Source organism: Kitasatospora sp. NPDC059646 (genome assembly GCF_042734615.1).
Classification (GTDB): Bacteria; Actinomycetota; Actinomycetes; order Streptomycetales; family Streptomycetaceae; genus Kitasatospora.
In genome coordinates this window covers 53,298-76,646 of the sequence record NZ_JBHWDS010000034.1, presented here as the reverse complement: position 1 = coordinate 76,646, position 23,349 = coordinate 53,298, and the positions used below count along the sequence as shown (strand labels likewise).

Annotated in this window: 22 protein-coding genes; 15 read left to right on the top strand and 7 right to left on the bottom strand. The window is 77.1% G+C overall.

Annotated elements, in window-relative coordinates; translation table 11 throughout:
* Positions 1-23 precede the first annotated feature (23 nt).
* The 3 genes from ACFV1L_RS23345 to ACFV1L_RS23335 all read right to left on the bottom strand — a co-directional run bounded on the left by ACFV1L_RS23345 (position 24) and on the right by ACFV1L_RS23335 (position 1,716).
* Positions 24-209 (bottom strand): antitoxin, encoded by a 186-nt coding sequence (locus tag ACFV1L_RS23345; RefSeq protein ID WP_380368698.1) that lies wholly within the window; start codon positions 207-209, stop codon positions 24-26.
* Positions 210-304: 95 nt separating this feature from the next.
* On the bottom strand, positions 305-550 hold the full coding sequence (locus ACFV1L_RS23340) for a hypothetical protein (RefSeq protein WP_380368696.1): 246 nt from the start codon (positions 548-550) through the stop codon (positions 305-307).
* A gap of 509 nt (positions 551-1,059) precedes the next feature.
* Positions 1,060-1,716: a MerR family transcriptional regulator gene (locus ACFV1L_RS23335; protein WP_380368694.1), complete on the bottom strand. Its 657-nt coding sequence runs from the start codon at positions 1,714-1,716 to the stop codon at positions 1,060-1,062.
* A 95-nt stretch (positions 1,717-1,811) separates the two neighbouring features.
* Here ACFV1L_RS23335 and ACFV1L_RS23330 point away from each other — a divergent pair, with 95 nt between their 5' ends.
* The 5 genes from ACFV1L_RS23330 (at position 1,812) to ACFV1L_RS23310 (ending at position 8,177) form a co-directional block, all read left to right on the top strand.
* Entirely contained in the window at positions 1,812-2,339 is a 528-nt protein-coding gene (locus ACFV1L_RS23330; protein WP_380368692.1) for a DUF4188 domain-containing protein, read from the top strand.
* A 973-nt stretch (positions 2,340-3,312) separates the two neighbouring features.
* Positions 3,313-3,681 carry a hypothetical protein gene (locus ACFV1L_RS23325; protein ID WP_380368690.1) on the top strand — a complete coding sequence of 123 codons (369 nt, stop codon included), beginning with the start codon at positions 3,313-3,315 and terminating at the stop codon, positions 3,679-3,681.
* A gap of 197 nt (positions 3,682-3,878) precedes the next feature.
* Positions 3,879-4,364: a cysteine/serine endopeptidase inhibitor gene (locus tag ACFV1L_RS23320; RefSeq protein ID WP_380368688.1), complete on the top strand. Its 486-nt coding sequence runs from the start codon at positions 3,879-3,881 to the stop codon at positions 4,362-4,364.
* A 221-nt stretch (positions 4,365-4,585) separates the two neighbouring features.
* Positions 4,586-6,181 carry an alpha/beta hydrolase gene (locus tag ACFV1L_RS23315; protein WP_380368686.1) on the top strand — a complete coding sequence of 532 codons (1,596 nt, stop codon included), beginning with the start codon at positions 4,586-4,588 and terminating at the stop codon, positions 6,179-6,181.
* Positions 6,182-6,284: 103 nt separating this feature from the next.
* Entirely contained in the window at positions 6,285-8,177 is a 1,893-nt protein-coding gene (locus tag ACFV1L_RS23310) for a prolyl oligopeptidase family serine peptidase (protein ID WP_380368684.1), read from the top strand.
* Positions 8,178-8,236: 59 nt separating this feature from the next.
* Here ACFV1L_RS23310 and ACFV1L_RS23305 read toward each other — a convergent pair whose 3' ends face one another.
* Positions 8,237-11,509 carry a BTAD domain-containing putative transcriptional regulator gene (locus ACFV1L_RS23305; protein ID WP_380368683.1) on the bottom strand — a complete coding sequence of 1,091 codons (3,273 nt, stop codon included), beginning with the start codon at positions 11,507-11,509 and terminating at the stop codon, positions 8,237-8,239.
* 343 nt (positions 11,510-11,852) lie between these two features.
* Here ACFV1L_RS23305 and ACFV1L_RS23300 point away from each other — a divergent pair, with 343 nt between their 5' ends.
* The 9 genes from ACFV1L_RS23300 (at position 11,853) to ACFV1L_RS23260 (ending at position 19,817) form a co-directional block, all read left to right on the top strand.
* Complete coding sequence (locus tag ACFV1L_RS23300; protein WP_380368681.1) at positions 11,853-12,611, top strand: hypothetical protein; 759 nt, start codon at positions 11,853-11,855, stop codon at positions 12,609-12,611.
* Between the two features lie 141 nt (positions 12,612-12,752).
* Complete coding sequence (locus ACFV1L_RS23295; protein ID WP_380368679.1) at positions 12,753-13,376, top strand: sigma-70 family RNA polymerase sigma factor; 624 nt, start codon at positions 12,753-12,755, stop codon at positions 13,374-13,376.
* Positions 13,377-13,495: 119 nt separating this feature from the next.
* Entirely contained in the window at positions 13,496-13,711 is a 216-nt protein-coding gene (locus ACFV1L_RS23290; RefSeq protein ID WP_380368677.1) for a heavy-metal-associated domain-containing protein, read from the top strand.
* A gap of 75 nt (positions 13,712-13,786) precedes the next feature.
* Positions 13,787-14,044, top strand: a complete 258-nt coding sequence (locus tag ACFV1L_RS23285) for a hypothetical protein (protein ID WP_380368675.1) — start codon at positions 13,787-13,789, stop codon at positions 14,042-14,044.
* A gap of 44 nt (positions 14,045-14,088) precedes the next feature.
* Positions 14,089-16,266, top strand: coding sequence for a heavy metal translocating P-type ATPase (locus tag ACFV1L_RS23280; protein WP_380368703.1), 2,178 nt, complete (start codon positions 14,089-14,091; stop codon positions 16,264-16,266).
* A 44-nt stretch (positions 16,267-16,310) separates the two neighbouring features.
* Entirely contained in the window at positions 16,311-17,360 is a 1,050-nt protein-coding gene (locus ACFV1L_RS23275) for an ABC transporter substrate-binding protein (protein WP_380368673.1), read from the top strand.
* On the top strand, positions 17,361-18,416 hold the full coding sequence (locus ACFV1L_RS23270; RefSeq protein ID WP_380368671.1) for a FecCD family ABC transporter permease: 1,056 nt from the start codon (positions 17,361-17,363) through the stop codon (positions 18,414-18,416).
* Positions 18,413-19,222, top strand: coding sequence for an ABC transporter ATP-binding protein (locus ACFV1L_RS23265; RefSeq protein WP_380368669.1), 810 nt, complete (start codon positions 18,413-18,415; stop codon positions 19,220-19,222). The genes ACFV1L_RS23270 and ACFV1L_RS23265 overlap by 4 nt, the downstream gene beginning before the upstream one ends.
* A gap of 85 nt (positions 19,223-19,307) precedes the next feature.
* Positions 19,308-19,817, top strand: a complete 510-nt coding sequence (locus ACFV1L_RS23260) for a DUF2231 domain-containing protein (RefSeq protein ID WP_380368666.1) — start codon at positions 19,308-19,310, stop codon at positions 19,815-19,817.
* A gap of 52 nt (positions 19,818-19,869) precedes the next feature.
* On the opposite strand, the gene ACFV1L_RS23255 is transcribed toward ACFV1L_RS23260, so the two are convergent.
* Together ACFV1L_RS23255 and ACFV1L_RS23250 are read right to left on the bottom strand one after the other, a co-directional pair.
* Complete coding sequence (locus ACFV1L_RS23255) at positions 19,870-20,373, bottom strand: hypothetical protein (protein ID WP_380368663.1); 504 nt, start codon at positions 20,371-20,373, stop codon at positions 19,870-19,872.
* Between the two features lie 115 nt (positions 20,374-20,488).
* Positions 20,489-20,935, bottom strand: a complete 447-nt coding sequence (locus ACFV1L_RS23250) for a BlaI/MecI/CopY family transcriptional regulator (protein ID WP_380368660.1) — start codon at positions 20,933-20,935, stop codon at positions 20,489-20,491.
* Positions 20,936-21,175: 240 nt separating this feature from the next.
* On the opposite strand from ACFV1L_RS23250, the gene ACFV1L_RS23245 reads away from it, so the two are divergent.
* On the top strand, positions 21,176-22,063 hold the full coding sequence (locus tag ACFV1L_RS23245) for an AraC family transcriptional regulator (RefSeq protein WP_380368657.1): 888 nt from the start codon (positions 21,176-21,178) through the stop codon (positions 22,061-22,063).
* Positions 22,064-22,085: 22 nt separating this feature from the next.
* On the opposite strand, the gene ACFV1L_RS23240 is transcribed toward ACFV1L_RS23245, so the two are convergent.
* A complete protein-coding gene (locus ACFV1L_RS23240; RefSeq protein ID WP_380368654.1) occupies positions 22,086-23,303 on the bottom strand; it encodes an alpha/beta hydrolase family protein in 1,218 nt (405 codons plus the stop codon).
* Positions 23,304-23,349: the final 46 nt, after the last annotated feature.

Here is a 23,349-nt window from a genome sequence, read left to right as displayed (position 1 = left end):
CGCTCCGGCCCGGCCGCCGCCGGTCACTGGGGTGGCCGGCCCGGGTCGTCGCCGAACTGCTCCTTGAGCTTGTCCTGGGCGGTGTCGACCTGGCCGGAGTACTTCCCTCCGGTCCTCTCGTCGAACGCGTCCCCGGCCTTGTCGACGCCCTTCTCGGCCTGGTCCTCGTGGCCTTTCAGCATCTGCTTCAGCTTGTCCATCACCGACATCGGGTCGCTCCTGGGGTCTGGAGGTCAGGTGGTACAGCCAGCATCCCCCCGCACAACTCGGGCTGCATCCGCAGCAGTTCCACCCCCGGCCGGTCTCACCAGTCGTGCGTGACGGTCGGCGGGCGCCCCTCGGCGCGGTGGTCCTCGCGGGCGTGGGCCGGCTCGTCGCCGGCGGTCTCCCGGTCGCTCGCCGGGCCGTGCCGGACGGTCGGCGGGCGTCCTTCGTCGCGGTAGTCCAGGCGCACCCGGAGCGGGTCGTCCTGGTGCGGGTCGCGGTGCTCCTCGCGGTCCCGCTCGGGCGTGGGCACACCGCCCGCGCCGCCCTGCGGCGTCTCCTCCATGGCCCGGCTCCCTTCCTCGCGGCCGGACGGGCTCACCTAGCGCATGCCCGGCCCGGCGACGCCCAATCGTCCGAGCTCGGCCCGGCTGTCCCGGCGCGCTCGCGCGGTGGGCGGCGGCCGGCGCGAGCACCCGGCCGACGTTCCAGTGGTCGGGCGCGTGCGTGCCGCAGTGCGCGGCCAGGAGCCGTCCGTCGGCGGCGGGCAGGAGGTCGGCGGGCAGCCCGACCCGGCCGCCGAGCGGACGGGACGCGGGCGGCCGCAACTCCTCGGCCGGGAGTGGAACACCGCCGCCTCCCGCACCCCCGCCGCGCTCGACCCGCCGTGGCGGAGCCCGAATCCGCGCAGGTGCGGATCGCAGGCGGGGCAGCCCGCGACCCGGCGGAACCGAAGGCGGGCAGGCCGCCCGCCGGCACGGGCGGGAGGGGCGCGCCGGCGGCGCAGGTGGTCGGGACGGTCGGTGCGGCGGTGCCGGACCGGGGCCGAGAAACCCGGCGGGTCCGGCGTGCCGGCTACAGGCCGTAGCGGCGGGTGGACTGTTCGGCCTGGGCGAGGCGGCGGAGGTTGAGGAGGACGGGTTCGAAGAGGACCGCGCCGGCGACGGCGTACTCGGCCTGCTCCTGAGGGGTGGGGAGGAGTTCCATCCGGTCGAGGTCGTAGGCGGCGGCCTGTTCCATCGAGTGGGCGTAGGGGAGCAGGTCGTCGGCGTCGAAGGGGTAGCCGAGGCGGTCGAGGGTGGCGAGGGTGGTGACCAGGGAGCGGTGCGCGGGGGAGAGGTCGCCGAGTTCGCGGGCCGTGCTCCAGCCGAGGCGGTCGAGCAGGTCGTCGACCAGGCTGCGGGCGGCGGCGTCCGACGGGTCCTCGGCCGCCGGGGCGGGCTCCGGCGGTTCGGGGCACTGCGGAAGGGCCCAGAGGGCCGCGCCGAGGCGGATGGTGAGGCCGAGGGAGTCGTCGTCGACGTGCGCGAGCACCTCCCGGGCGGTGGCCACCGGGATCCGGCCGACCTGGATCAGGGCCCGGACCAGGCGGAGCCGTCGCAGGTGCGACTCGTCGTACTCGGCCTGGGTGGTGTTGACGCGGCGGCCGGGCGGGAGCAGCCCCTCGCGCAGGTAGTACTTGATGGTGGCGAGGGAGACGCCGCTCCGTTCACTGAGATCTGCCAGCCGCATCCCCTTGTGCCCTCCGTAGGTGAGTGCCACTATCCAAAGCATTGATGAGCGGGACTATCCAATCACGGGGTGGTCCGCCACGAGAGGGGACACCTGTGTTCGCCAAGCCGATACCGGGTCGCACCACCGCCGCCGCAGAGGGAAACGTCGTCCTGTTCCTGATCGGCATGCGGATCAACCACTTCTGGGGGCTGCACCACTGGCTGCCGGTCTTCGTCGCCATGCCGCGGATGCTGCGCGAACTCTCCCGGGACCCGGAGAGCGGACTGCTCGGCTACCACCTGCTGACCGGCTCGCCGCGCACCTACTACGTCGTCCAGTACTGGGAGTCCGAGGAGAAGCTGCTCAAGTACGCCGCCGCGCCGCGGCAGCTGCACCGCAAGGCCTGGTCGACGGTCAACCGCTACGAGGCCAAGTCCCGTCAGCACGTGGGGCTCTGGCACGAGACGTACATCGTCCCGCCCGGCAACTACGAGGTGATCTACGGCGACATGCCTCCGTACGGCCTGGCCGCCGCCACCGGCACCCTCCCGCTCGAACGCCGCGGCCGCACCGCCCGCCAGCGCCTCGCGCACGGCAGCCGGACGGCCGGGCCCGCGGGCGCCGGCCCGGTCGAGAAGTAGCCCCGGCCGCCCGGCAGTTGTGCGCCGGGCCGGGCGGGAACCACTGGGCGCCGGAGCGCCATGGCGGGGACGGCGGGCGCTCCCCGGGGCAAGGGAACCGTGCTCGCCCGGGCAACGGGGACGGCGCCGGCGACGGACCTGCGCACCGGACGCGAGGGCGGCGGCCCGGCGCACGACCCGGCCGCGACCGCCGGGCGGTTGCGGGAGTCGGCCGCCCTCGCGCCCGAGCCGCGCCGCGACGCCGTCGGGCGGCCGGCGGAGGCCGGCGGCCAGGGCCTGACGGGCACCGCGCCGGCCCGGTCGGCTGCGCAGGACGACCGGTGGACCGCCGGGGCCGACGCCGCCGTCCTGGCGGCGGTGCTGGCTGGAGGCGACGGCCCGGAAACGTCGGCGCCTCCGTCGGGGTGGGGAACGAGGCCGACCGTCGGGCGAAGCTGGTGCTGGAGGCGTGGGTCCGGCTGCTGCGGGCCGTGGAGGTGGCCGCCGCCGGGCACCGGGCCGAGGCGCGCCGGAGGTTCCTGCCGGCCGGTCAGCAGGCCGAGCCGGCGGCCGAGTGGCGGTGCGCCGGCCCGGTCGGCCGCGTAGGACGACCCGTGGACCGCCGGGGCCGACGCCGCCGTCCTGGCGGCGGTGCTGGCTGGAGGCGACGGCCCGGAAACGTCGTCGCCTCCGTCGGGGTGGGGAACGAGGCCGACCGTCGGGCGAAGCTGGTGCTGGAGGCGTGGGTCCGACTGCTGCGGGCCGTGGAGGTGGGACGCCGCCGGGCACCGGGGCGAGGCGCGCCGGAGGTTCCTGTCGGCCCGTCAGCAGGCCGAGCCGGCGGCCGAGTGGCGGTGCGTCGCCCCGGCGGCCGTCGGCGTCGCGGGTGGCCAGCGCGACCCCCGGCGCAGCCGGCGCTGCTGAGCCCCGGGTGTGCGGGAGTGCGGCGCACACCGTCCGGGCCGAGGGGCTCGTGCCGGCCCTGGAGCCGGCGGTGGTCGAACCGGAACGCCGCCCGGGCCGCGAACTGCCGGAGCTGCGTGAGGGGTTCGGGCTCCGACGCCAGGCGTTCGAGCTGGTCGCGGCCGCCGCGGCCGCCGAACGGCCGGAGCGGGTCGTCGAGTTGTGCGCCCCCCGGCTCGCGCGGCGGGCACCCGGCGCGCTGGTGGCGCCGGCGGCTGCCCGGCAGCGGGAGCAGTGGCGGCTGCCGCAGGAGGGGGAGGCCGGCCTCCGGCTGCTGGTCGACGCCCCCGGCGGGACTCCCGTGGACGCCACCGTCACCATGCGGGTGCGGCTCGTGCCGCGCGGGGCCCCGGCGCTGCCGTCCCCGGCCCCGCGGGCGGGTGGTGCGCAGCCGACCTGACGGCCGGCCGTCGGTGTGCAGGGCGAAATGTCAAGGATTCCCCGCCTGTGTTCATGACAATTCGTCAGAAGTGTGGACCACTGGTGGGCGGGTTCCGTAGGTTCGGTGCCGTCCGGTGGCCGCGTCATCACCGAACTCCCAACGGGAGCAGACGACTTGGCACGGTCACGCGCGCACTGGAGAAAGCCGAGGGAACCATGCCCGCCACCCCGAGGAAGCTGAGCCTGCTGGCCGGTGCACCGCTCGTCGCGGCCGTCCTGCTCGCGTTCGGCACCGGCTCCGCCGCGGCCGCGATACCGATCAACCAGCCGATGACCGGCACCGCCACCTACTTCACCGACACCGGCTACGGCGCCTGCGGCACCCAGATCAACGCCGGCACCCAACTGCTGGTCGCCGTTCCCGCCGCCTGGTGGACCACCGCCAACCCCAACAACGACCCGCTCTGCAAGGGCATCTCGGTCAAGGTCAGCTACCAGGGCAAGACCCTCACCCTGCCGGTCAAGGACAAGTGCCCGACCTGCAACTCCACCCACCTGGACCTCAGCAAGCCCGCCTTCGCCCAGTTCGCCCCGCTCTCCCAGGGCGTCATCAACGGCATCACCTGGCAGTTCGTGCAGACCACCGTCAGCGGGCAGACCGTCCCCGTGGGCGCCCCCGTCACGGGCTCCGCCGCCGACTGACGGATCCGCTCCTCGCCGGCAGCGCCCCGCCGTCGCATCCGGCCGGCGCTGCCGGCGGCATGCCAAGGCCCTGCCATCGCCCTGCCGTCGCCCGGCCGGTGCTGCCGGCGAGATGCCAGCGCCCTGCCGGCGGGATGCGGAACCGTCGGACGCGCCGGGAGGGCACGCCGCCACCGAGGCGCGCGTGCCGGCTCCCCGGCCCGTCGACGAAAGGCACCCGCATGACCCGCACCTCCGCACCCGCCGGCCCGCGCCGGCACCCGGCCTCGCCCGGGCGGCTCGGCATCGCCCTCGCCGGACTGCTGGCCGCCGCCCTCCCGGCGAACGCCGCCGCCGCACCGGGCGGCGCGCGGGACACCGCCCCGGCGCCGCGACTCGCCTGGACGGCGTGCGCCGACGGCCTCGAATGCGCCACCGCCCGCGTCCCGCTCGACCACCACGACCCGCACGGCGCCACCATCGACCTCGCCGTCGTCCGGCACCCCGCCGAGGACCCGGCCCACCGGATCGGCTCCCTCTTCTACAACCCCGGCGGCCCGGCCGTGCCCGGCACCGTCGCCCTGCCCCTGATGCTCGGTCAGTTCCCGGACGAGGTCCGCAAGCGCTTCGACCTGGTCTCCTTCGACCCGCGCGGCACCGGCCGCAGCGCCCCCGTCCAGTGCTTCGACGACCCGGCCGACGAGCAGGCCCTGCTGGCGGCCACGGCCGCCGGACACCCCGAAACCGCCCCCGAGCAGGCGGCCTGGACCGACGCGTACCGGACGCTCGGCCGGCAGTGCGCGTCCCGCAACCCCGACCTGCTGCCGCACCTCTCCACCGCCGACGTCGCCCGCGACCTGGACCTGCTCCGGCAGGCCGTCGGCGACCGGCGACTCACCTACCTGGGCACCTCGTACGGCAGCTACCTCGGCGCCACCTACGCCAACCTGTTCCCCGGACGGGTCCGCGCCATGGTCCTCGACAGCGCCCCCGACCCGGTCGCCTGGTCCACCGGGGACGGGCCCACCCTGATGGGCCCGCTGCTGCGCAACGGCACCGACCTCGCCGCCGGGCGCGTCCTCGACGCCTTCCTCGACCGGTGCGGGCAAGCCGGCCCCGACGCCTGCGCGTTCTCCGCCGGGACGGCCACCGCGACCCGGGCCCGGTACGGCGAACTGCTCCAGCGGCTGCGCACCCGCCCCGTCGTGCTCGGCGGCGCCCGCTTCACCGCCGCCGCGACCGTGGAGGCGACGATCCCGCTGCTCTATGCCGCCAACCCCGTCGCCCACCTCCCCGGCACCGGATGGGCCCAACTCGGCGCGACGCTCCGGGCGCTGTGGACGGCCACCGAGACGCCGCCCGGCCCGACCGCGCCGCTGCCGCCCGCCGTGCACCCGTCGCCGGACCAGGTGCTGGCGGTCGCCTGCTCCGACAGCGCCACCCCGCCCGCCGACGCCGACCACGCGGCCCTGGCCGCCCTCGCCCGCTCCCGGTCCGGCGAGGTCGGCCCGTACTTCGCCTGGACCGACGAGCGGTGCGCCGACTGGCCCGCCCGCGACCAGGACCGCTACGACGGCCCCTGGAACGCCCCGACCGCCCGCCCGATCCTGGTCGTCGCCAACACCGGCGACCCGGCCATGCCGTACCGGGGCTCCCGCGCGATGGCCCGCTCGCTCGGACGCGCGGAACTGCTCACCGTCGACGGCTACGGGCACACCGTCCTGGCCAACCCCAGCGCCTGCGCCTCGCGCCACGAGGCCCGCTACCTGATCGACGGCGTGCTTCCCGCCCCCGGAACGGTCTGCGCCCCGGACCGCCTCCCGTTCGGCGAGCGGTGACGGCCAGTCAACTGAGTTTCTTCGGAAGGAAATTCGAATGACGGCGGACCGGTGGTGGGACAGGATGGCCACCTGTCGTCCGGCCCCATGAGAGGCGCCCCGCATGCCCCGACCCGAACGCGCGAAGGAGCTCACTGCCGAACTGGTGGTGGATGCTGCCGCCGCGGTGGCACCGGCGGTGTCGCCGGACGGGCGGCTGGTGGCGTACGGGGTGGTGGGCCATCGGCTGCCGGGCGGGGAGGTTCGGGTGGCGGTCGTCGGAGGCGACGGCCCGGGCCGCAGGATCGCCGACGGGGCGGGGCGTGGGGGCGTGCCGAAGTGGGGGCCGGACTCGGGGGCGGTGTTCCTCGTTTCCGGAGGGCAGGAGCAGCGGCTTCTGCGGGTCGGGGTGGACGGTGCGGACGCCGGTGAGCCCGAGGCGGTGGGCGAGTGGCGGGGCGGCGTCTCCGATCACGTGCCGCTGCTGGACGGCCGGACCGTCGCCCTGCTGGCCGCGGACGAGCGCGAGGGCGACGTCAAGGTGTGGGGCCGGCACCTGCCGCCGGACCGGTTGCGGCTGGTCGATCTGGAGAGCGGGACGGTCCGGACGGTGGACGGGCTCGGTGAGCGGCACGTGGTCGCGGTGGCGCAGCGTCCGGACGGTGGGCCGCTGGCGGTGCTGAGCTGGTCCACCCGGGAGATCGATCCCGGGGTGCTGACGGCGGAGCTGCACCTGGTCGACGCGGTCACGGCGGCCGTCCGGGAGTTGGGGCCGGTGGGGGTCGAGGCCCAGGCGCCGGTGTGGTGGAGCCGGGACGGGGTGTGGCATCTGGCGCACCTGGAGGTGACGCCCGGTCACCTCGTCGGCGGGCTCGCCGTGGTCGACGCCGCCGTGCCGGAGGCCGGGCCGGCCGGGGAGCGTCGGAATCTCACCGCCGGGATGTCGGTCTGTCCGACGGAGTTGGCGCAGGTCGCGGACGGGCCACCGCTCGCGCTGTTCGCCGAGCGGCTGGACACCGCGCTGTACCGGCTCGACGCCGACTCGCTGCGGTTCCGCCGCCTGTCCGGCGCGCCCGGCCTGCTCGCCGGGCTGACCGCGAGCCGCTCGGGGGAGACCGTCGCCCTGCTGGCGAGTACGGCGCACGAGCCGGCGAACGTCCACGCGGGGCCCGCCGGTGGGCAGTTGACCCGGATCAGTGACACGGCACCGGAACTGCGCGGGATCCGCTGGGGTGTGCAGGAGCGCCTCGACCACCGGGCGTCCGACGGGCTCGCGTTGGACGGCCTGCTGATCCGACCGGCCGGGCGGCCCCGGGAGGAGGGGCCCTTTCCGCTCGTCACCCTGGTCCACGGCGGCCCGTACGGCCGGTACGCCGACGCGTTCGCGCTCAACGCGGTCGACTGCGGGCAGTGGCTGGCGGACGCCGGGTACGCGGTCTTCCTGCCCAACCCCCGCGGCAGTTCGGGCCGCGGCCACGAATTCGCCGCCCTCGTCGCGGGCGAGGTCGGCGGGGACGAGTGGACCGACGTCCTCGCCGGGATCGACCTGCTGGTGGCCGAGGGCGTCGCCGATCCCGAGCGGCTCGGCATCGCCGGATGGAGCCACGGGGGCTTCCTCGCCGCCTGGGCGGTCGCTCGTTCGGACCGGTTCAAGGCCGCCGTGACGGGCGCGGGCATCAGCGACTGGGGCGCGCAGGCCGGGACGGGCGACTGGGGGATCCTCGACGCGGCGCTCGGCGGCAGCACCGGATGGGACGGCCCCGGCCCGCACCTCCACGACCGGAACAGCCCCCTCTCGTACGCCTCCGCGATCCGCACCCCGGTGCTGATCCTGCACGGCGAGGAGGACACCAACGTCCCGCTCGGGCAGGCGATCCACTTCCACCGCGCGCTGCGCCACTTCGGGGTCGAGCACGAGTTCGTCGTCTACCCGCGCGAGGGACACGGCCTGGAGGAACGCGCCCACCGGATCGACGCCCTCCGGCGGATCCGCGCCTGGTTCGACCGGTGGCTGTAGCCCGCCCGTGACGGCGGCCCGGCAGACGAGGCCACACCCGGGCGCGGCGTGAGGTGGCGTCACGTGGCGTCCGGCGCAAGGGCTTCCGGGTGCGGCAGGGCCCGGCCGTGGTCCCAGGCGGCGCGGAAGGCGGCCGCGCCGAGGGCCTCGGTGCAGGAGTCCAGGACGGCCCGGAGTTCCGGGTCGCCCGCGTCGTGGCCCCCGCGCAGGCGGTGGGCCGCGCCCAGCGCCGCCGCGCCGCGGAACGCATCGCCGAGGGCGAGGCAGTACTCGGCGTACCCCTCCAGGACGTCGGCGCGGACCGGGCGGTCGCCGCTCCCGGCGGCCAACTCCAGGGCGCGCCGGTGCAGTCGGCCGACGGTCTCGCGCGGTTCGCCGAGCCGGTGGCGGATGCGGGCCAGCGAGGTGTGGACGAGGGCGAGCAGGTGCAGGCGGGCCGGGGCGGCGGGGAGCGGCTCCAGCCGGCCCAGGGTCTCCAGCTGGGCGGTCAGCGCCGTCGCCGAGTCGCCGGTGCGGCGCGCGAGTTCGGCGAGCGCGTAGCGGGCGGCGGCCTGCAGGTGCTGGTCCCCGGCGCGTTCGGCGGCGGCCAGCGCCCGCGTCAGGTCGGTCCGGGCGGCGGCCGGTTCGCCGCAGCGGGCCCGCAGGCGGCCCGACAGCAGGAGCGGGAGCGGGGACTCGCCGGAGCCGCCCAGCTCGGAGTCCCGTTCGCCCGCCTCGGCCAGCGCCGCGAGCGCCTCCTCGGCCGCGCCGGTGACGGACAGCAGGGCGGCCAGCGTGACCAGCGCCATCGCCAGGCCCCAACGATCGCCCAGCGAGCGGAAACCGGCGACCGAGGTGCGCACGCACCGCTCGGCGCGCCCGATCCGGCCCGCGCCCAACTTCACCCGGCCGAGCACCAGGTGCGCGGCGGCGCCGACCCACCGGTCGGGATGCCCGGTGAACCGCTCCGCCGCCCCGCCCACGCCGCCCGTCCGGCCCGGCCCGTCCGTCCCGCCGCCGGGTTCCGCGTCCGACCGGTCGCCGGGTTCCGCGTCCGTCCCGCCGCCCGGGTCCGTGCCCGCCGCGGCCAGCAGCAGCGCGGCGGCCAGTGCGACCGGGTGCTCGGACCGCAGCGCGGTGGCCAGGGCCGCGGCCATCGCCTCCGGGGGGACCGGGACGGCATCGGAGTCCCGCAGCGGGGCGGTGAGTCCGGCCAGCACGACGCAGCGGGCGTGGACCTGTTCCAGGCCGGGCGGCGGGGTGAGGCCGTGGGCGGCGAGGACCGCGGAGGTCCACTCGCCGGCCTCCCGGCCCCGGCCGCGGACCAGCCAGGGCCAGGCCCGGGCGGCCGCCAGCCGCAGGGCCGGGCCGGCCGGCCCCGCGGCGACCGCCCGGCGCAGGGCCGCGTCCAGGTTGCCCTGCTCGGCGTCGAGCCGGGCCAGCAGCACGGTCTGACGGTCCGTCCGCAGCAACGGCTCGGCGTGTTCGGCGAGTTCGACGAAGCGGCGCAGGTGGGCGGCGGCCGTGCGGTGCTCCTCGCCGGCCTCGGCGAGCCGTTCGGCGGCGTACGCGCGGACGGTCTCCAGCAGGCGGTAGCGCACCGTGGCGGGCTCCCGGCCGGCGGCGGTGAGCAGCGACTTGTCGACCAGGGACGCCAGCAGGTCCTCGACCGCCGTCGGGTCGGGCGCGGGGCCGCCCGGCCAGTCCCCGGAGCAGACCAGGTGCGCGTCGGGGAGGGTGGTCCCGCCGGCGAACACGGAGAGCCGACGCAGCAGGACCCGTTCGTCCTCGGCGAGCAGGTCCCAGCTCCAGTCGACCACGGCGCGCAGGGTGCGGTGCCGGTCGAGGGCGGTGCGCGAGCCGCGGTCGAGCAGCCGGAGCCGGTCGTGCAGCCGGTCAGCGACCTGACGGGGGCTCAGGGCGCGCAGCCGGGCGGCGGCCAGTTCGAGGGCGAGCGGCAGGCCGTCGAGCTCGCGGCAGATCCGGACCACCGGTTCGACGGTGTCGTGGTCCACGGCGAAGCCGGGCCGGGCCGCGGCGGCGCGCTCGGCGAAGAGGGCGACGGCGGGGTGCGCGAGCGCCTGCCGCGGGGCGGCGTCCGGCTCGGGCACGGCGAGCGGCGCGACCGGCCACAGGGACTCGCCGGTGACGCCCAGCGGCTCGCGGCTGGTGGCCAGCACCGTCAGCCGGGGCGCGGCGGCCAGCAGGCGCTGGGCGAGGCGGGCCGCGTCCTCGACCAGGTGCTCGCAGTTGTCCAGGACCAGCAGCACATCCCGGCCCGCCACGGCCCGGACGATCCGTTCGACCGGCCCGGCCGGGTGCCCGGGGCCGGTGGGCACGGCGGCCTCCGCCGGCGGGTCGAGCGCCGCCAGCACGGCCCTGGCCACGCCGTCCGGGCCGGTGGCGTCCGCGAGTTCGGCCAGCCGGACGTCGGTGCCGGCCGGTGCGGCGGAGGCGGCGGCGACCGCCAGCCGGGTCTTGCCGACCCCGCCCGGTCCGGTCAGGGTCACCAGCCGGTGCCGGCGCAGACGTTCCTGAACGGCCGTCAGGTCCGCGTCGCGGCCGACAAGGGCGGTCAGCCAGCCGGGCAGGGCGGCCCGCGCGTCCGGCACCGGGCCGGGCGCGGACAGCACCTGCCGGTGGGCGTCGCGGAGCTCGGCCGACGGGTCGGCGCCCAGCTCCTCGGCCAGCGCCCGCCGGGTCTTCTCGAACACCTCCAGTGCCGCCGCCTGCTGCCCGTCCGTGTGCAGGGCGCGCATCAGCCGGGCGGCGGTCCGCTCGCGCAGCGGGTGGGCGGCGCGGAGACCGGTGAGCTCGGCGACCAGTCGGGGCAGCGGTTCGACCCCACCGAGCGCGAGCAGGGCGTCCGCGCGGGCCTCGATCGCGGCGAGCCGCGACTCCGCCAGCCGGGCGGTCGGTGCGGCCGTGAACCCGGCCTCCCCGGCGTCCGCGAACGGCGTGCCCCGCCACAGGTCGAGCGCCCCGCCGAAACGGTCGACCGCCTCGGCGAAGCCGCCCGCCGCGAGCGCCGCCCGCCCCGCGGCGACCCGCTGCTCGAAGTCCCAGGCGTCCACGTGCGTCCGAGGCAGGTCCAGCAGGTACCCGGCGGGGTGCGAGACGATCACCGCCCGGTCGGCCCCGAGCGCCCGGCGCAGGCGGGCCACCAGGGACTGCACGGCTCCGGCGGGCTCCGCGGGCGGGGCGTCCGCCCAGAGGTCGTCCACCAGTCGCTCACGGGTGACCACCCGCCCGGGGTCGAGCGCCAGCCGGGCCAGCAGCGCCCGCAGCCGCGCCCCGCCGACCTCGACGGTCGCGCCGTCACCGCCCCGGAGGACCTGCAGTGGTCCCAGCACGTTGATCCGCACGTCGCCCGCCCCTCGTTCCGCACCACCCGATCAAGATCATTGTCCCGGTGCGCGGGCGGGAGCGGGAACCGCGGGTGCGGACGTGCGGCGGGGCGCCGATCCGGCCCGCCCCTGCGGACGGTGGGCCGGGCCCGGGGTGGTACGGCCCACCGTGGGCGGCGGCCCGTCGATCCGCTGCCGGAGGGCGGACGGCCCCCGGGGGAGTGGTCGCCGGCGCGGGCGGTCCGGTTCCCGGCTCCGTCGTATGAGGCCCGTCACATCCGCCCGGGCGGGGGACAGGGGCGGGAGGGTGCCGCCGGGCCGGTGTGAAGGATGCGACGATGAGGCCGCCATGCAAGCAGGACGAGTCGTACGGATGGGTCGGGCCGCGGTGTTCGCGGCCGGATCCGTGCTGCTCGCCGCCGTCGCGCACGTGCTGATGTCCGGCCGGCCGGTGGCCGCCCCGGCCCTGGCCGCCGCGTTCGCCGGCACCGCGGGGCTGGCCTGGCTGACCGCCCGGCGGGAGCGCGGGCCGCTGCTGGTCACGGTGCTGACCGTCGGCGTGCAGGCCGCGCTGCACACGCTGTTCTCGCTCGGCCAGGCCGCCGCCACCACCGCCACGGCGCCCGCGCCCGGCGGACTGGCCGCCCGGTGGGCGCAGCTGCTGCTGTGCAACGCCGGGCCGCTGACCGACGAGGAGGCCGCCCGGCTGGTGGAGGCCGCCGGGATCATCCCGGCGGCGCAGGGCGACGGACTGGCGGTCGTCCTGGCCGACCCGCCCGAGATGCCCGCGATGCTGCACCACGCCATGGGGCACCACGCCATGGCGGCGGCGGGACACCAGAACGGCGGCGGCATGCTCGCCGCCCACCTGCTGGCCGCGCTGCTGCTCGGCCTGTGGCTGTCGGCCGGCGAACGCGCCGTGCACGACCTGGCCCGCACCGTCGCGGCCCGGCTGTTCGCGCCCGTCCTGCTGCTGCTCGGCGCCGTCCGGGCCGCCCCGCGGCCGCGGCCGCGCCGCCCGCGCGACGCGGCCCGCCGGCCCCGGTCGCGCCTGCTCGTCCACTCCCTCGCCACTCGGGGACCGCCGGTGGGGACCGCCGTCGCCTGACGGCCCGTCACCCCGGGGAAGCCGCCCGGACGCCGCCGCACGCCCCGAGAACGGGGCGCGCGGTGTCCTCGGCACGCCCCGGACCGGCCTCGCGGCCCGACCATCCGGCCGCTCCCGTCTTCCGAGCAAGGACCCCCGGAGATGACTCCTGCCCTGCCCGCGCCGCGCCCCGTCCCCGGACGGGCCCGCGCCGACGACCCCACCGTGACCGCCTGGGCGCTGGCCGCCCGGGGCGGCGACCCGGCTGCCGTGGACCGGTTCGTCCGCGCCACCCGCACCGACGTCCGCCGGTTCGTCACCCACCTCAGCGGCGAACCGCAGGCCGCCGACGACCTCACCCAGGACACCTACCTCCGGGCGCTGCGCAGCCTGCCCACCTTCGAGGGCCGCTCCTCGGCGCGCACCTGGCTGCTGTCCATCGCCCGCCGGACCGTCGTCGACCGGTACCGGTTCGCCGCCCGCCGGCCCCGGCTGGTCGACACCGACGACTGGCAGCGCGCCGCCGAACTGACCCAGCCCCACGACCTGCCCGGCTTCGAGGAGGGGATCGCGCTCGGCGAACTGCTCCGGGCGCTGCCGGCCGAACGCCGCGACGCCTTCGTGCTGACCGCGCTGCTCGGCCTGCCGTACGAGGAGGTCGCCGAACTGACCGGCTGCCCGGTCGGCACCGTCCGCTCCCGGGTCAACCGGGCGCGCCGCGTGCTGATCCGCAAGCTGGCCGACGCCGAGCGGGCGGACCGGGCCGCCGTCGGCCGCGCGGCCTGACCGGTTCCCGGGTCCGTCCGAAGGGGGCACCGGGCCGCGTGTCCCGGTGCCCCCGCCGCCCGCGGTGCGCTGTCGTGGATCCCGCACCGCATCCACCCACCGCACCCCTGGGAGCACCGATGTCCAGCACCACCGTCTTCGCCGTCGAGGGAATGAGCTGCGGCCACTGCGAACGGACCGTCAGCACCGGCCTGTCCGCGCTGCCCGGCGTCACCGCCGTCACCGCCGACGCCAAGGCCGGCCGGGTCACCCTCACCGCGGCCGGGGAGGTCGACGAGAACCAGGTCCGGGCGGCCGTCGGCGAGGCCGGGTTCACCCTGACCGGGCGGATCTGACGCACCGTCACCACCCGTGCGGGTGAAGACGGAACCGCCGGGAACCCGGGCCGGGAAGGGCGCGACTGCTGAGGTGTGAACGCACCCCGACCGGCCCGCGGGCCGCTGCCGACCCTGGCCGGCTTCGCCCTGCTGTTGGTTGCCGTCCTGGCCGCCTCCTGCACCGTCGGCCACGCCGCGGGCCCGCTCGCCCCGGGCCCGCGCCCGACCGCCGGCGGCACCGCCCCGCAGCACGGGCACCCGGCCACCGACCGCATGAACGGCATGAACGGCATGAACGGCGCGGACGGCATGAACGGCGCGGACGGCACGGCGGGGGAGGGCGGGCGGTGAGCGCCACCGCGCAGCGCCAGGTCACTGACCTGGCCGTCGGCGGGATGACCTGCGCCGCCTGCGTGGGCCGGGTGGAGAAGCGCCTCGCCCGGCTGGACGGCGTCACCGCCGCCGTCAATCTGGCCACCGGCCGGGCCCGGGTGCTGCACCCGGCCGACCTGCCGCCGGACGACCTGCTCGCCGCCGTCGAACGGGCCGGCTACAGCGCCGAGTTGGTGACCGGGGAACCGGCCGCCGCCCCGGCCGCGGAGGACCGGGCCGCCGCGGTGCGGCTGGCGGTCACCGCCGTGCTCGCCGTGCCGGTGCTGGCCCTGTCGATGGTGCCCGGCTGGCAGTTCGACGGCTGGCAGTGGCTGTGCTTCGCGCTCGCCCTGCCGGTGGTGACGTGGAGTGCGGCCGGCTTCCACCGCCGCGCCGGGCAGGGCCTGCGGCACGCCACCGCGACCATGGACACCCTGGTCAGCCTCGGCGTGACCGCGTCCTTCGGCTGGTCCGGGTACGCCCTGCTGTTCGGGGGCGCCGGTGCGCCCGGCATGCGGATGCCGCTCGCGCCGACCGCCGCCGGCGGGGCGGCGCACGTCTACCTGGAGGCCGCCGTCGGCGTGCCGCTGTTCGTGCTCGCCGGGCGGCTGCTGGAAGGCCGGGCCAGGCGGCGCGGCGGCGAGGCCCTGCGGGCGCTGGCCGCGCTCGGCGCCCCGGAGGTGACGCTGCGCGAGGACGGCGGCGAACGGACCGTCCCGGTCGAGTGGCTGACGCCCGGCCAGGAGTTCACCGTCCGCCCCGGCGAGCGGATCGCCACCGACGGCGTGGTGGTCGAGGGCGGCTCGGCGGTCGACGTCGGCGTGTTCACCGGCGAGAGCGTGCCCGTCGAGGTCGGCCCCGGGGACCGGGTCACCGGGGCCACCCTGAACGTCGGCGGCTCCCTGGTCGTCCGGGCCACCGCCGTCGGCGCCGACACCCGACTCGCCCGGATCACCGCCCTGGTGACGGACGCCCAGACCGGCAAGGCGCGCGCCCAGCGACTGGCCGACACCGTCGCCGCGGTCTTCGTGCCCGCCGTGCTCGCCGTCGCCGTCGGCGTGCTCGGCTTCTGGCTCGGCGCCGGGGCCGGCGCCCAGGCCGCCGTCACCGCCGCCGTCGCGGTGCTCGTGGTCGCCTGCCCGTGCGCGCTCGGCCTGGCCACCCCCACCGCGCTGCTCGCCGCCACCGGCCGGGGCGCCGAACTCGGCGTGCTGGTACGGGGACCGGACGTGCTGGAGAGCCTGCGCCGGATCGACACCGTGCTGCTCGACAAGACCGGCACCCTGACCACCGGCCGGATGGAACTGGTCCGCACCACCCCCGCCGACGGCCAGGACGCGGCCCGGGCCCTCCGGCTGGCCGGCGCCGTCGAACACTACTCCGAGCACCCGATCGGCCGGGCCGTGGCCGACGCCGCCCGGCAGCAGGGCGGCCCGCTGCCCGCCGCCACCGGCTTCGCCGCCACCGCCGGAAGCGGCGTCCGCGCCACCGTCGACGGCCACCACGTCCGGGTCGGCCGGCCCGCTCCAGTGCCGCCCGGTGACCCCGCGCTGCGGGCGGCACTGGAGCGGGCCGAGGCGGAAGGACGGACCGCCGTCCTGGTGGAGCTCGACGGCCGGCCCGCCGCCGTCCTCGCCGTCGGCGACACCGTCCGCTCCGGCAGCCGACGGGCCGTCAGGCAGCTGCGGGAACTCGGCACGGACGTCGTGCTGCTCACCGGCGACCGGCCCGGACCGGCCCGCGCCGTCGCCGCCGAACTCGGCATCACCACCGTGCACGCCGCCGCCGGCCCCGAGGACAAGGCCGCCGTGGTCGCCGAACTCCGGTCCCGGGGACGGACGGTGGCCATGGTCGGCGACGGCGTCAACGACGCCGCCGCGCTCGCCGCCGCCGACCTCGGCATCGCCATGGGCTCCGGCACCGACGCCGCGATCGGCGCCGCCGGACTGACCCTGGTGCGCGGCGACATCGACTCCCTGGTCACCGCCGTCCGGCTGGCCCGCCGCACCCTCGCCACCATCCGCACCAACCTGGCCTGGGCGTTCGGCTACAACGCGGTGCTGCTGCCGCTCGCCGCACTCGGCCTGCTCAACCCGATGCTCGCCGCCCTCGCCATGTCCGCCAGCTCCGTCCTGGTGGTCGCCAACAGCCTCCGGCTGCGCACCTGGCGGCCCACCCGGACCCGACCCGCCACCGGCTGACCACCGCCCCACCGCCCGCCCGCACCGCACCAGGAGAGCCCACCGTGCCAAACCGGATACGCCGCGGCCTGGCCGCCGCCACCGCGCTGCTCGCCACCGCCTGCGCGAGCAGCACCCCCACCGCCGGCGACCCGGACGTGGTCGCCTCCACGACCTTCCCCGTGAAGATCGCCGACTGCGCCGGCCGCAGGACAACCTTCGACGCCCCGCCAACCCGGATCGTCACCAGCAACGCCGCCGCCCTGGAGATGCTGCTCGAACTCGGCGCCGGCGACCGGGTGATCGGCACCGGCTTCCCGCCCGGCGCCGGCTACCTGCCCGCCGCGATCGCCGAGCGGGGCGCGAAGGTGCCGGTCCTCGGGAAGACCGTGATCGCCAAGGAGCAGCTGCTCGGCTCCGGTGCCGACCTGTACATCGACACCTTCTCCTCGACCACCGCGGGCGGCCCGGGCGGGCCGCCCGGCGAGCAGGAGTTCGCCGCCGCCGGCATCAAGCACCTCCACCTGCTGTCCACCGCCTGCACCGCCACCACCAAGACCGACCTCGCCGAGGTCGAGCAGGACATCGAGCGGCTCGGCGCCGTCACCGGCACCCTCCCCGCGGCCGACCGGCTGGTCGCCGCCATGGACGGCACGCTCGACCGGGTCGCCGTCGCGCTCGGCGCCCTCCCCGACGACCGGCGCCCCAGCTACTTCTTCTTCGACTACGACGCCGGCACCCAGCAGCCGACCGCCGTCTGCCGCCGGCAGATCGCCAACGCGATCATCACCCTGGCCGGGGCGCGCAACGCCTTCGCCGACTGCGACGCCGACTTCCGCCCCGTCGGCTGGGAGGAGGTGGTCGCCAGGAACCCCGACTGGATCCAGCTGGGCGTCCGCAACCGCGGCAGCGCGGACGACACCCGCGCGGCCTTCGACGAGGCCGAGCGGTTCCTCCGCGACAACCCCGCCACCAGGGACCTGACGGCCGTCCGGCAGGGCCGGTTCGTGCGGATCGGCTCCGAGGTCACCACCGTCGCCGGCGTCCGCAACGCCGACACCGTGCAGCAGATCGCCCGTACCGTCCACCCCGAACTGGTCAAGGACGGACGGTAGATGGCCGCCACCCAGCTCCTCCCGTCGACCACCCGGCGCGCCGGGGCCGGCCTGCTCGCGGCCGGCCTCGTCCTGGCTCTGCTGCTCGCCCTCACCCTCGCCGTCGGCCTCGGCAGCGTCGACGTCCCCGCCCGCGAGGTGTGGAGCACCGTCGCCCGCCACCTGACCGGCACCCAGGGCCCGCCCGGCCCGCACGACCTGATCGTCTGGCAGTTGCGCGTCCCGCGCGCGCTGCTCGCCGCACTGGTCGGCGCCGGCCTCGGCCTGGTCGGCACCGCCGTCCAGGCCCTGGTCCGCAACCCGCTCGCCGACCCCTACCTGCTCGGCATCTCCTCCGGCGCCTCGCTCGGCGCCGTAGCGGCGACCGTCCTCGGCGTGGGCGCGGGCGGCGCCCTCGGACTCGGCGCCGGCGCCGCCGCGTTCGCCGGCGCGCTCGGCTCCTTCGCCCTGGTCCGGCTCACCGCCGGGCGCGGCAGCGGCTTCTCCCCGCTGCGGCTGGTGCTGTCCGGCATCGCCGTCGGCCAGTTCCTCGCCGGGCTGTGCAGCTACCTGGTGCTCCGGGCGGGCGACGAACAGCAGACCCGCGGCGTGCTGTTCTGGCTGATGGGCAGCCTCGGCGGCGCCACCTGGGCCCGACTCGCCCTCCCCGCCGCCGCCGTGGCGCTCGGCCTGGTCGCCCTGCAGGCCCGCGCCCGCGCCCTGAACGCGCTCGTCCTCGGCGACGAGACCGCCGCCGGCCTCGGCATCGGGCCCGACCGGCTGCGCCGCGAACTCTTCTTGCTCACCAGCCTGCTGACGGGCGTCCTGGTCGCCGTCTCGGGCGCCGTCGGCTTCGTCGGCCTGCTGGTGCCGCACCTGTGCCGATTGGCCGCCGGCGGCGACCACCGCCGCCTGCTGCCGCTGTCCGCGCTCACCGGTGCCGTGCTGCTCACCGCCGTCGACACCGTCGCCCGCACCGCGCTCGACGCCCAGGAACTGCCGATCGGCGTGGTCACCGCGCTGCTCGGCGCACCCGTCCTGCTGTACCTGCTCGACCGACGCCAGGAGAACCGGTGAGACTCGCCCTCGACGACCTGCACGTCGCCCTCGCCGGACGGGACGTGGTGGCCGGCGTCCACCTGGTCGCCGAGGCCGGTGAGACCGCCGGGCTGATCGGCCCCAACGGGAGCGGCAAGTCCACCCTGCTGCGCGCCGTCTACCGGCACCTGGCGCCCCGGGCCGGCCGGGTGCTGCTCGACGGCCGCGACCTGACCGCGCTGCCGCGGGCGGCCGCCGCCCGGCACCTCGCCGCGCTGCCCCAGGAGCGCGGCGACGCCTTCGAGCTGACGGTCCGCCAGATGGTCGCGCTCGGCCGGATCCCGCACCAGCGGGCGTTCGCCGCCGACAGCGCCGAGGACCGGGCCCGCACCGCCCGCGCCCTCGACCAGGTCGGCATGGGCGCGCAGGCCGACCGCCGGTTCGCCGAACTCTCCGGCGGCGAACGCCAGCGCGTCCTGCTCGCCCGCGCGCTCGCCCAGCAGCCCGACGTCCTGGTGCTGGACGAACCCACCAACCACCTCGACATCCGCCACCAGGTCGAACTGCTCGCCCTGCTGCGCGCCCAGCGCACCACCACCCTGGTCGCCCTGCACGACCTGAACGCCGCCGCGTCCGTCTGCGACCGCCTGCACGTCCTCGCCGGCGGCACGCTGGTCGCCTCCGGCCCGCCCCGCGACGTGCTCACCCCGGGCCTGCTCGCCGAGGTGTTCGGCGTCCGCGCCGCCGTCACCCGGCACCCGCTGACCGGCGACCCGCTGATCGCCTTCGACCACCGGACGCCGGCCGGGCGGCCCCCGGGACTCCCACCGTTCATGGGGAACTGAGAAGTTCGGCTGCCACCATGGTGCCCGCCCGGCGGCCACCCGCTCCGGGCGGCTGCCGGGCCCGCCGGCCGGAAGGAGTTTCGCGGTGAGCACGATCAACGGACTGCCCGCACACATACTGCTGGTCCACCTGGTGGTGGTGTTCGTCCCGCTGACCGCACTGGCACTGATCGTCTGCGCGCTCAGCCCCGCCGCCGCCCGCCGGGCGGGCCTGGCGCTGCCGCTGCTCGCCTTCGTCACGCTGGCGAGCGTCCCGCTCACCACCGAGGCCGGGGAGTGGCTCGAACGGCACGTCGAGCGGACCGACGTGGTGCGCCGTCACACCGAGCTCGGCGACGGCCTGCTGCCCTGGGCGGCCGGACTGTTCGTGCTCGCGGTGGTGGTCTGGTGGGCGACCCGCCGCGCAGCGGGCGGCCGCCCGTTCTCCAGCGCGCTGCGGATCGGCGCCGCCGTGCTGTGCGCCGCGGTCGCCGTCGGCGCGGTCGTCGACGTCTACCTGATCGGCGACTCCGGCGCCAAGGCCGCCTGGCAGGACGCCCTCACCAGCAGCTCCGGCAGCACCGACAGCACCTCCGAGGGCGGCGAAGGGCACTGACCGAACCGTCGGGCGGCACGCCCGCCCGACGGCCCGTCAGGCCGACAGCCCGTCAGGCCCGGTCGCGGCCGCGCACCTTGCGGGAGACCGACTGCGGGCTTCCGAACCCCTCGCGGCGGCCCAGCGCCACGTGCATCCGGCGCAGCAGCGCGTTCAGCTGGGCGCGGTCGCCGCGGGTGAAGGAGACCATCAGGGCGTCCTGGACGGCGGCGGCGTCGGCGTGCATCGCCGTCAACTCGCCCTGCCCGTCCGGCGACAGCATCAGCACCTCCTGGCGCGCGCCGCCGACGTGCACCGTCATCGCCTGCACCAGCCCGCGCGCCAGCAGCGCGTCCACCGCGGCGGCCGCGTCCGGCGAGGCGATCCGCCGGACCAGGTCGGCGCGGCCGTGCGGACCGGCCTGCGCGAGGACGGTCAGCACCTCCTGGTGCACCCGGTCCAGGCCGCGGGCCGCGAGCCGCTCGCCGATGCCGTCCTCGGCCGCCCGGGCCAGGACGGACAGCAGGTAGACGGACTGTTCGAAGGGATCGGACGACTCTTTCCTACCGTCGAACACGCCGGTTCCTATCGCGGGAGAGCGGGAGACGCCCTCCGGGGAACCGGTCGACGCCCGGGCGGGGTACGGCGGAGCGAGGGCCGGCCCCACTCTATCGACGGGACCGCCGACCGGTCTACACCGGTGTCGTCCGCCCCCGCCCCGGTCCGCCGTCCGGCCCGCTCCCGGCCTCCGACCCGCCGCCGGCCCCGCCGTCGGCGTCGCGCAGCAACTCCCGCAGCACGTCCTCGTCCTCGGCCGACAGCGCGGAGACGAAGCGGCGCAGCACCAGGCTGCGGTCGTCCTCCTTCTCCAGTTCGCGCCGCATCCGGCCGGCGGCCAGCCCGGCCGCGTCCGAGACCGGCGCGTACGCGTACGAGCGGCCCGGGCGGGTCCGCACCACGGTGCCGCCGTCGTGCAGCCGGGCCAGGATGGTGGCCACCGTGGTCCGGGCCAACGGCCGCCCCAGGGCCCGCTTCACCTCCTGCGCCGTCAGCGGCCGGCCCGCGCTCCACAGCGCCGCGAGCACGTCCGCGACCAGTTCCCCGTGCGGTCGCCTGCTGTCCTGGCCGCCGATCGCCATCGCTCTCCCGTCCTGGTCCTGCTGGTTAGGTTTGCCTTCGCTCACTCTAAGCGGACAGATGTGGCCACGGGTGCGGCGGGATCACGCCAGGTGCCCGGTTGCCCACTTGGCGGGGTCATGGCGCTGGTTGATGATGACGCGGGGCATTCTTGGTCCGTAGTCGAAGGAGGGGCGTTGGGGGCGCACAGACCGGCCGGGACGGCGCGCACGAGCGGGGCGGACGGAACCCGGGAGGTGCTGGTGCGGAGACACCGACTGGGGCGGGTGACCGTCACGGTGACGACCTTCCCGCGCACCGGGGCCCACCGGGGCGGGCCGACCGGACGGGACGACGACGAGGAGCTCTGTCACCTGTCACTGCTGACCGCCGGCGGCGGCCGGGTGCAGGGCGCGGGCCGGGACGGGGCGGAGGAGTTCGGACCGGGAGACATCCACCTGACGACCAGCTCCGACCCGGCCGACGGGCAGTTCTTCGGCTTCGCGGACGGAGCCGCCGGGCAGCGCCCCGCCGAGGGCGTCGGCCTGGACGTGCCGGTCGCGCTGCTCCAGGTCCCGCCGCACCGGATGCGCGACCTGACGGGGCGCCGGCTCTCCGGCCGGGAGGGCACCGGCGCCCTGCTGACGGCCCTGCTGGTCGGCCTGGACCGCCAGGCCGCCGCCCTCCAGCCCGCCGAGGCCTGCCGACTCGGGAACGTGGTGGTCGACCTGGTCTCCACCTGGCTCAGCGGGCTCCTCGACGCGGAGGCCGACGTCTCCCAGGAGGACCGGCAACGCGCTCTGGTGGAGAGCTCCAAGGAGTTCATCCGGCAGAACCTGCACGACCCCGGTCTCACCCCGCCGGTGGTGGCCGCCGCCCACCACATCTCGGTCAGCCACCTGCACAGCCTCTTCGCCCGCCACTCGGAGGGCGAGACCGTCGCCGCGTTCATCCGCGCCCGGCGGATGGACAAGGCCCGCCGCGAACTCGCCGACCCCGCCCTGCGCACCCTGCCCATCTACCGGATCGCCGCCCGCTGCGGCATCCCCCGCGCCCCCGAGTTCACCCGCGCCTTCAAGGCCGCCCACGGCCTCTCCCCGCGCGAGTACCGCAGCCGGGAACTCGCCCGGGCCGCCGCACCGCAGGGGTGAACGGCGGCGCCGGGCACGGGCATCAGCCGTGGTACGCCACCTCCGGGAAGCGCGGCGAGGGCCCGTCGAGCAGCGCGGCGCGGCGGCGGCGCAGCTGCAGGTCGAAGAAGGCGAGCGGGTACGCCTGCTGGATCAGGACGGCGCGGTCCGGGTCGATGGTGCCGACCATGGCCCGGATCTGCTCCTCCGTCAGCCCCAGCAGCCGCCCGGCCTGCGGGATCAGCGTGACGTTGTCGCCGTACGACGGATGCACGGCGCCCGCGGCCCGGACCTCCAGCCGCCAGCCCCGCAGGTGGGACCAGAACTCGGCGACGTTCGGGTCCCCGGCGAGCGGGAACGAGGCCGTCATCAGCAGGAACGGCCGGTCCAGGTCCTCGGTCACCACGGGATGCCCGGACCCGGGCTGCATCGGCCCGTCCACCGCCAGCCCCGCCCGCACCCGACGGTCCGTCAGCATGGTGCAGGCGGTGGCCGTGCCGCCCTTCGACCAGCCGAACATGCCGATCCGCGACGGGTCGAGCGCCGCGGCGAGCCCGTCCGGCAGCGGGCGGCGCCCGGCGTCCGGGTTTTCTCCGGCGGCGAGCCGCTCCACGCAGTCCAGGACGAAGCGCAGGTCGACCGCGTAGTCCAGGGCGTACATCGGCCCGGCCGCGTCCGCCGGGGTGAGCACCCGCCCGTCCGGCAGCTCGCTGAAGCAGTTGCCCAGGTGGTCGACCGTCACCACCACGAAGCCGTGGCTCGCCAACTCCTGCACCGTCACGGTGTGGTCGCCGCGGTGGCTGCCCGAGCCGTGCGAGTACACCACCACCGGCAGCGGGCGGCCGGCCCGGTGCACGGGCGCGCCGACCCGGCCCGCCGTGAGCGGGGCGAGGGCCGGGTCGATCGGGAAGCCGGTGTCCGCCAGGAACGCCCGCATCGCGCCGTCCGCCAGCCACGGGGCGAGCGGCAGACCCGTCGACGGCCGGGCCGGGTACCAGACGCTCGCCACCAGCTCGCGGTGCGGGTTCGGCCCGCCCAGCGGATTCGGCCGGGCGGGATCGACCAGGTGCAGCGGCACCGTTCCCACCGGGAACGGGCCGGTGGGGGAGGGCAGCGTCAGCCGGGCCGGGCCCGGGGCGGGCGCGGCCGCCCGGGCCGGGACGGCCGGCAGGGCCGCGGCGAGCGGCCCGGCCGCGCCCAGCGCCAGCGCGCCGCCCAGCAGGTGACGGCGCGTCAACCCGTCGCGGTGAATGGTCGTCATGGTGGTCACGCTCCTGCGGATCGAAGGGAAGGGAGAGGACTGCGGC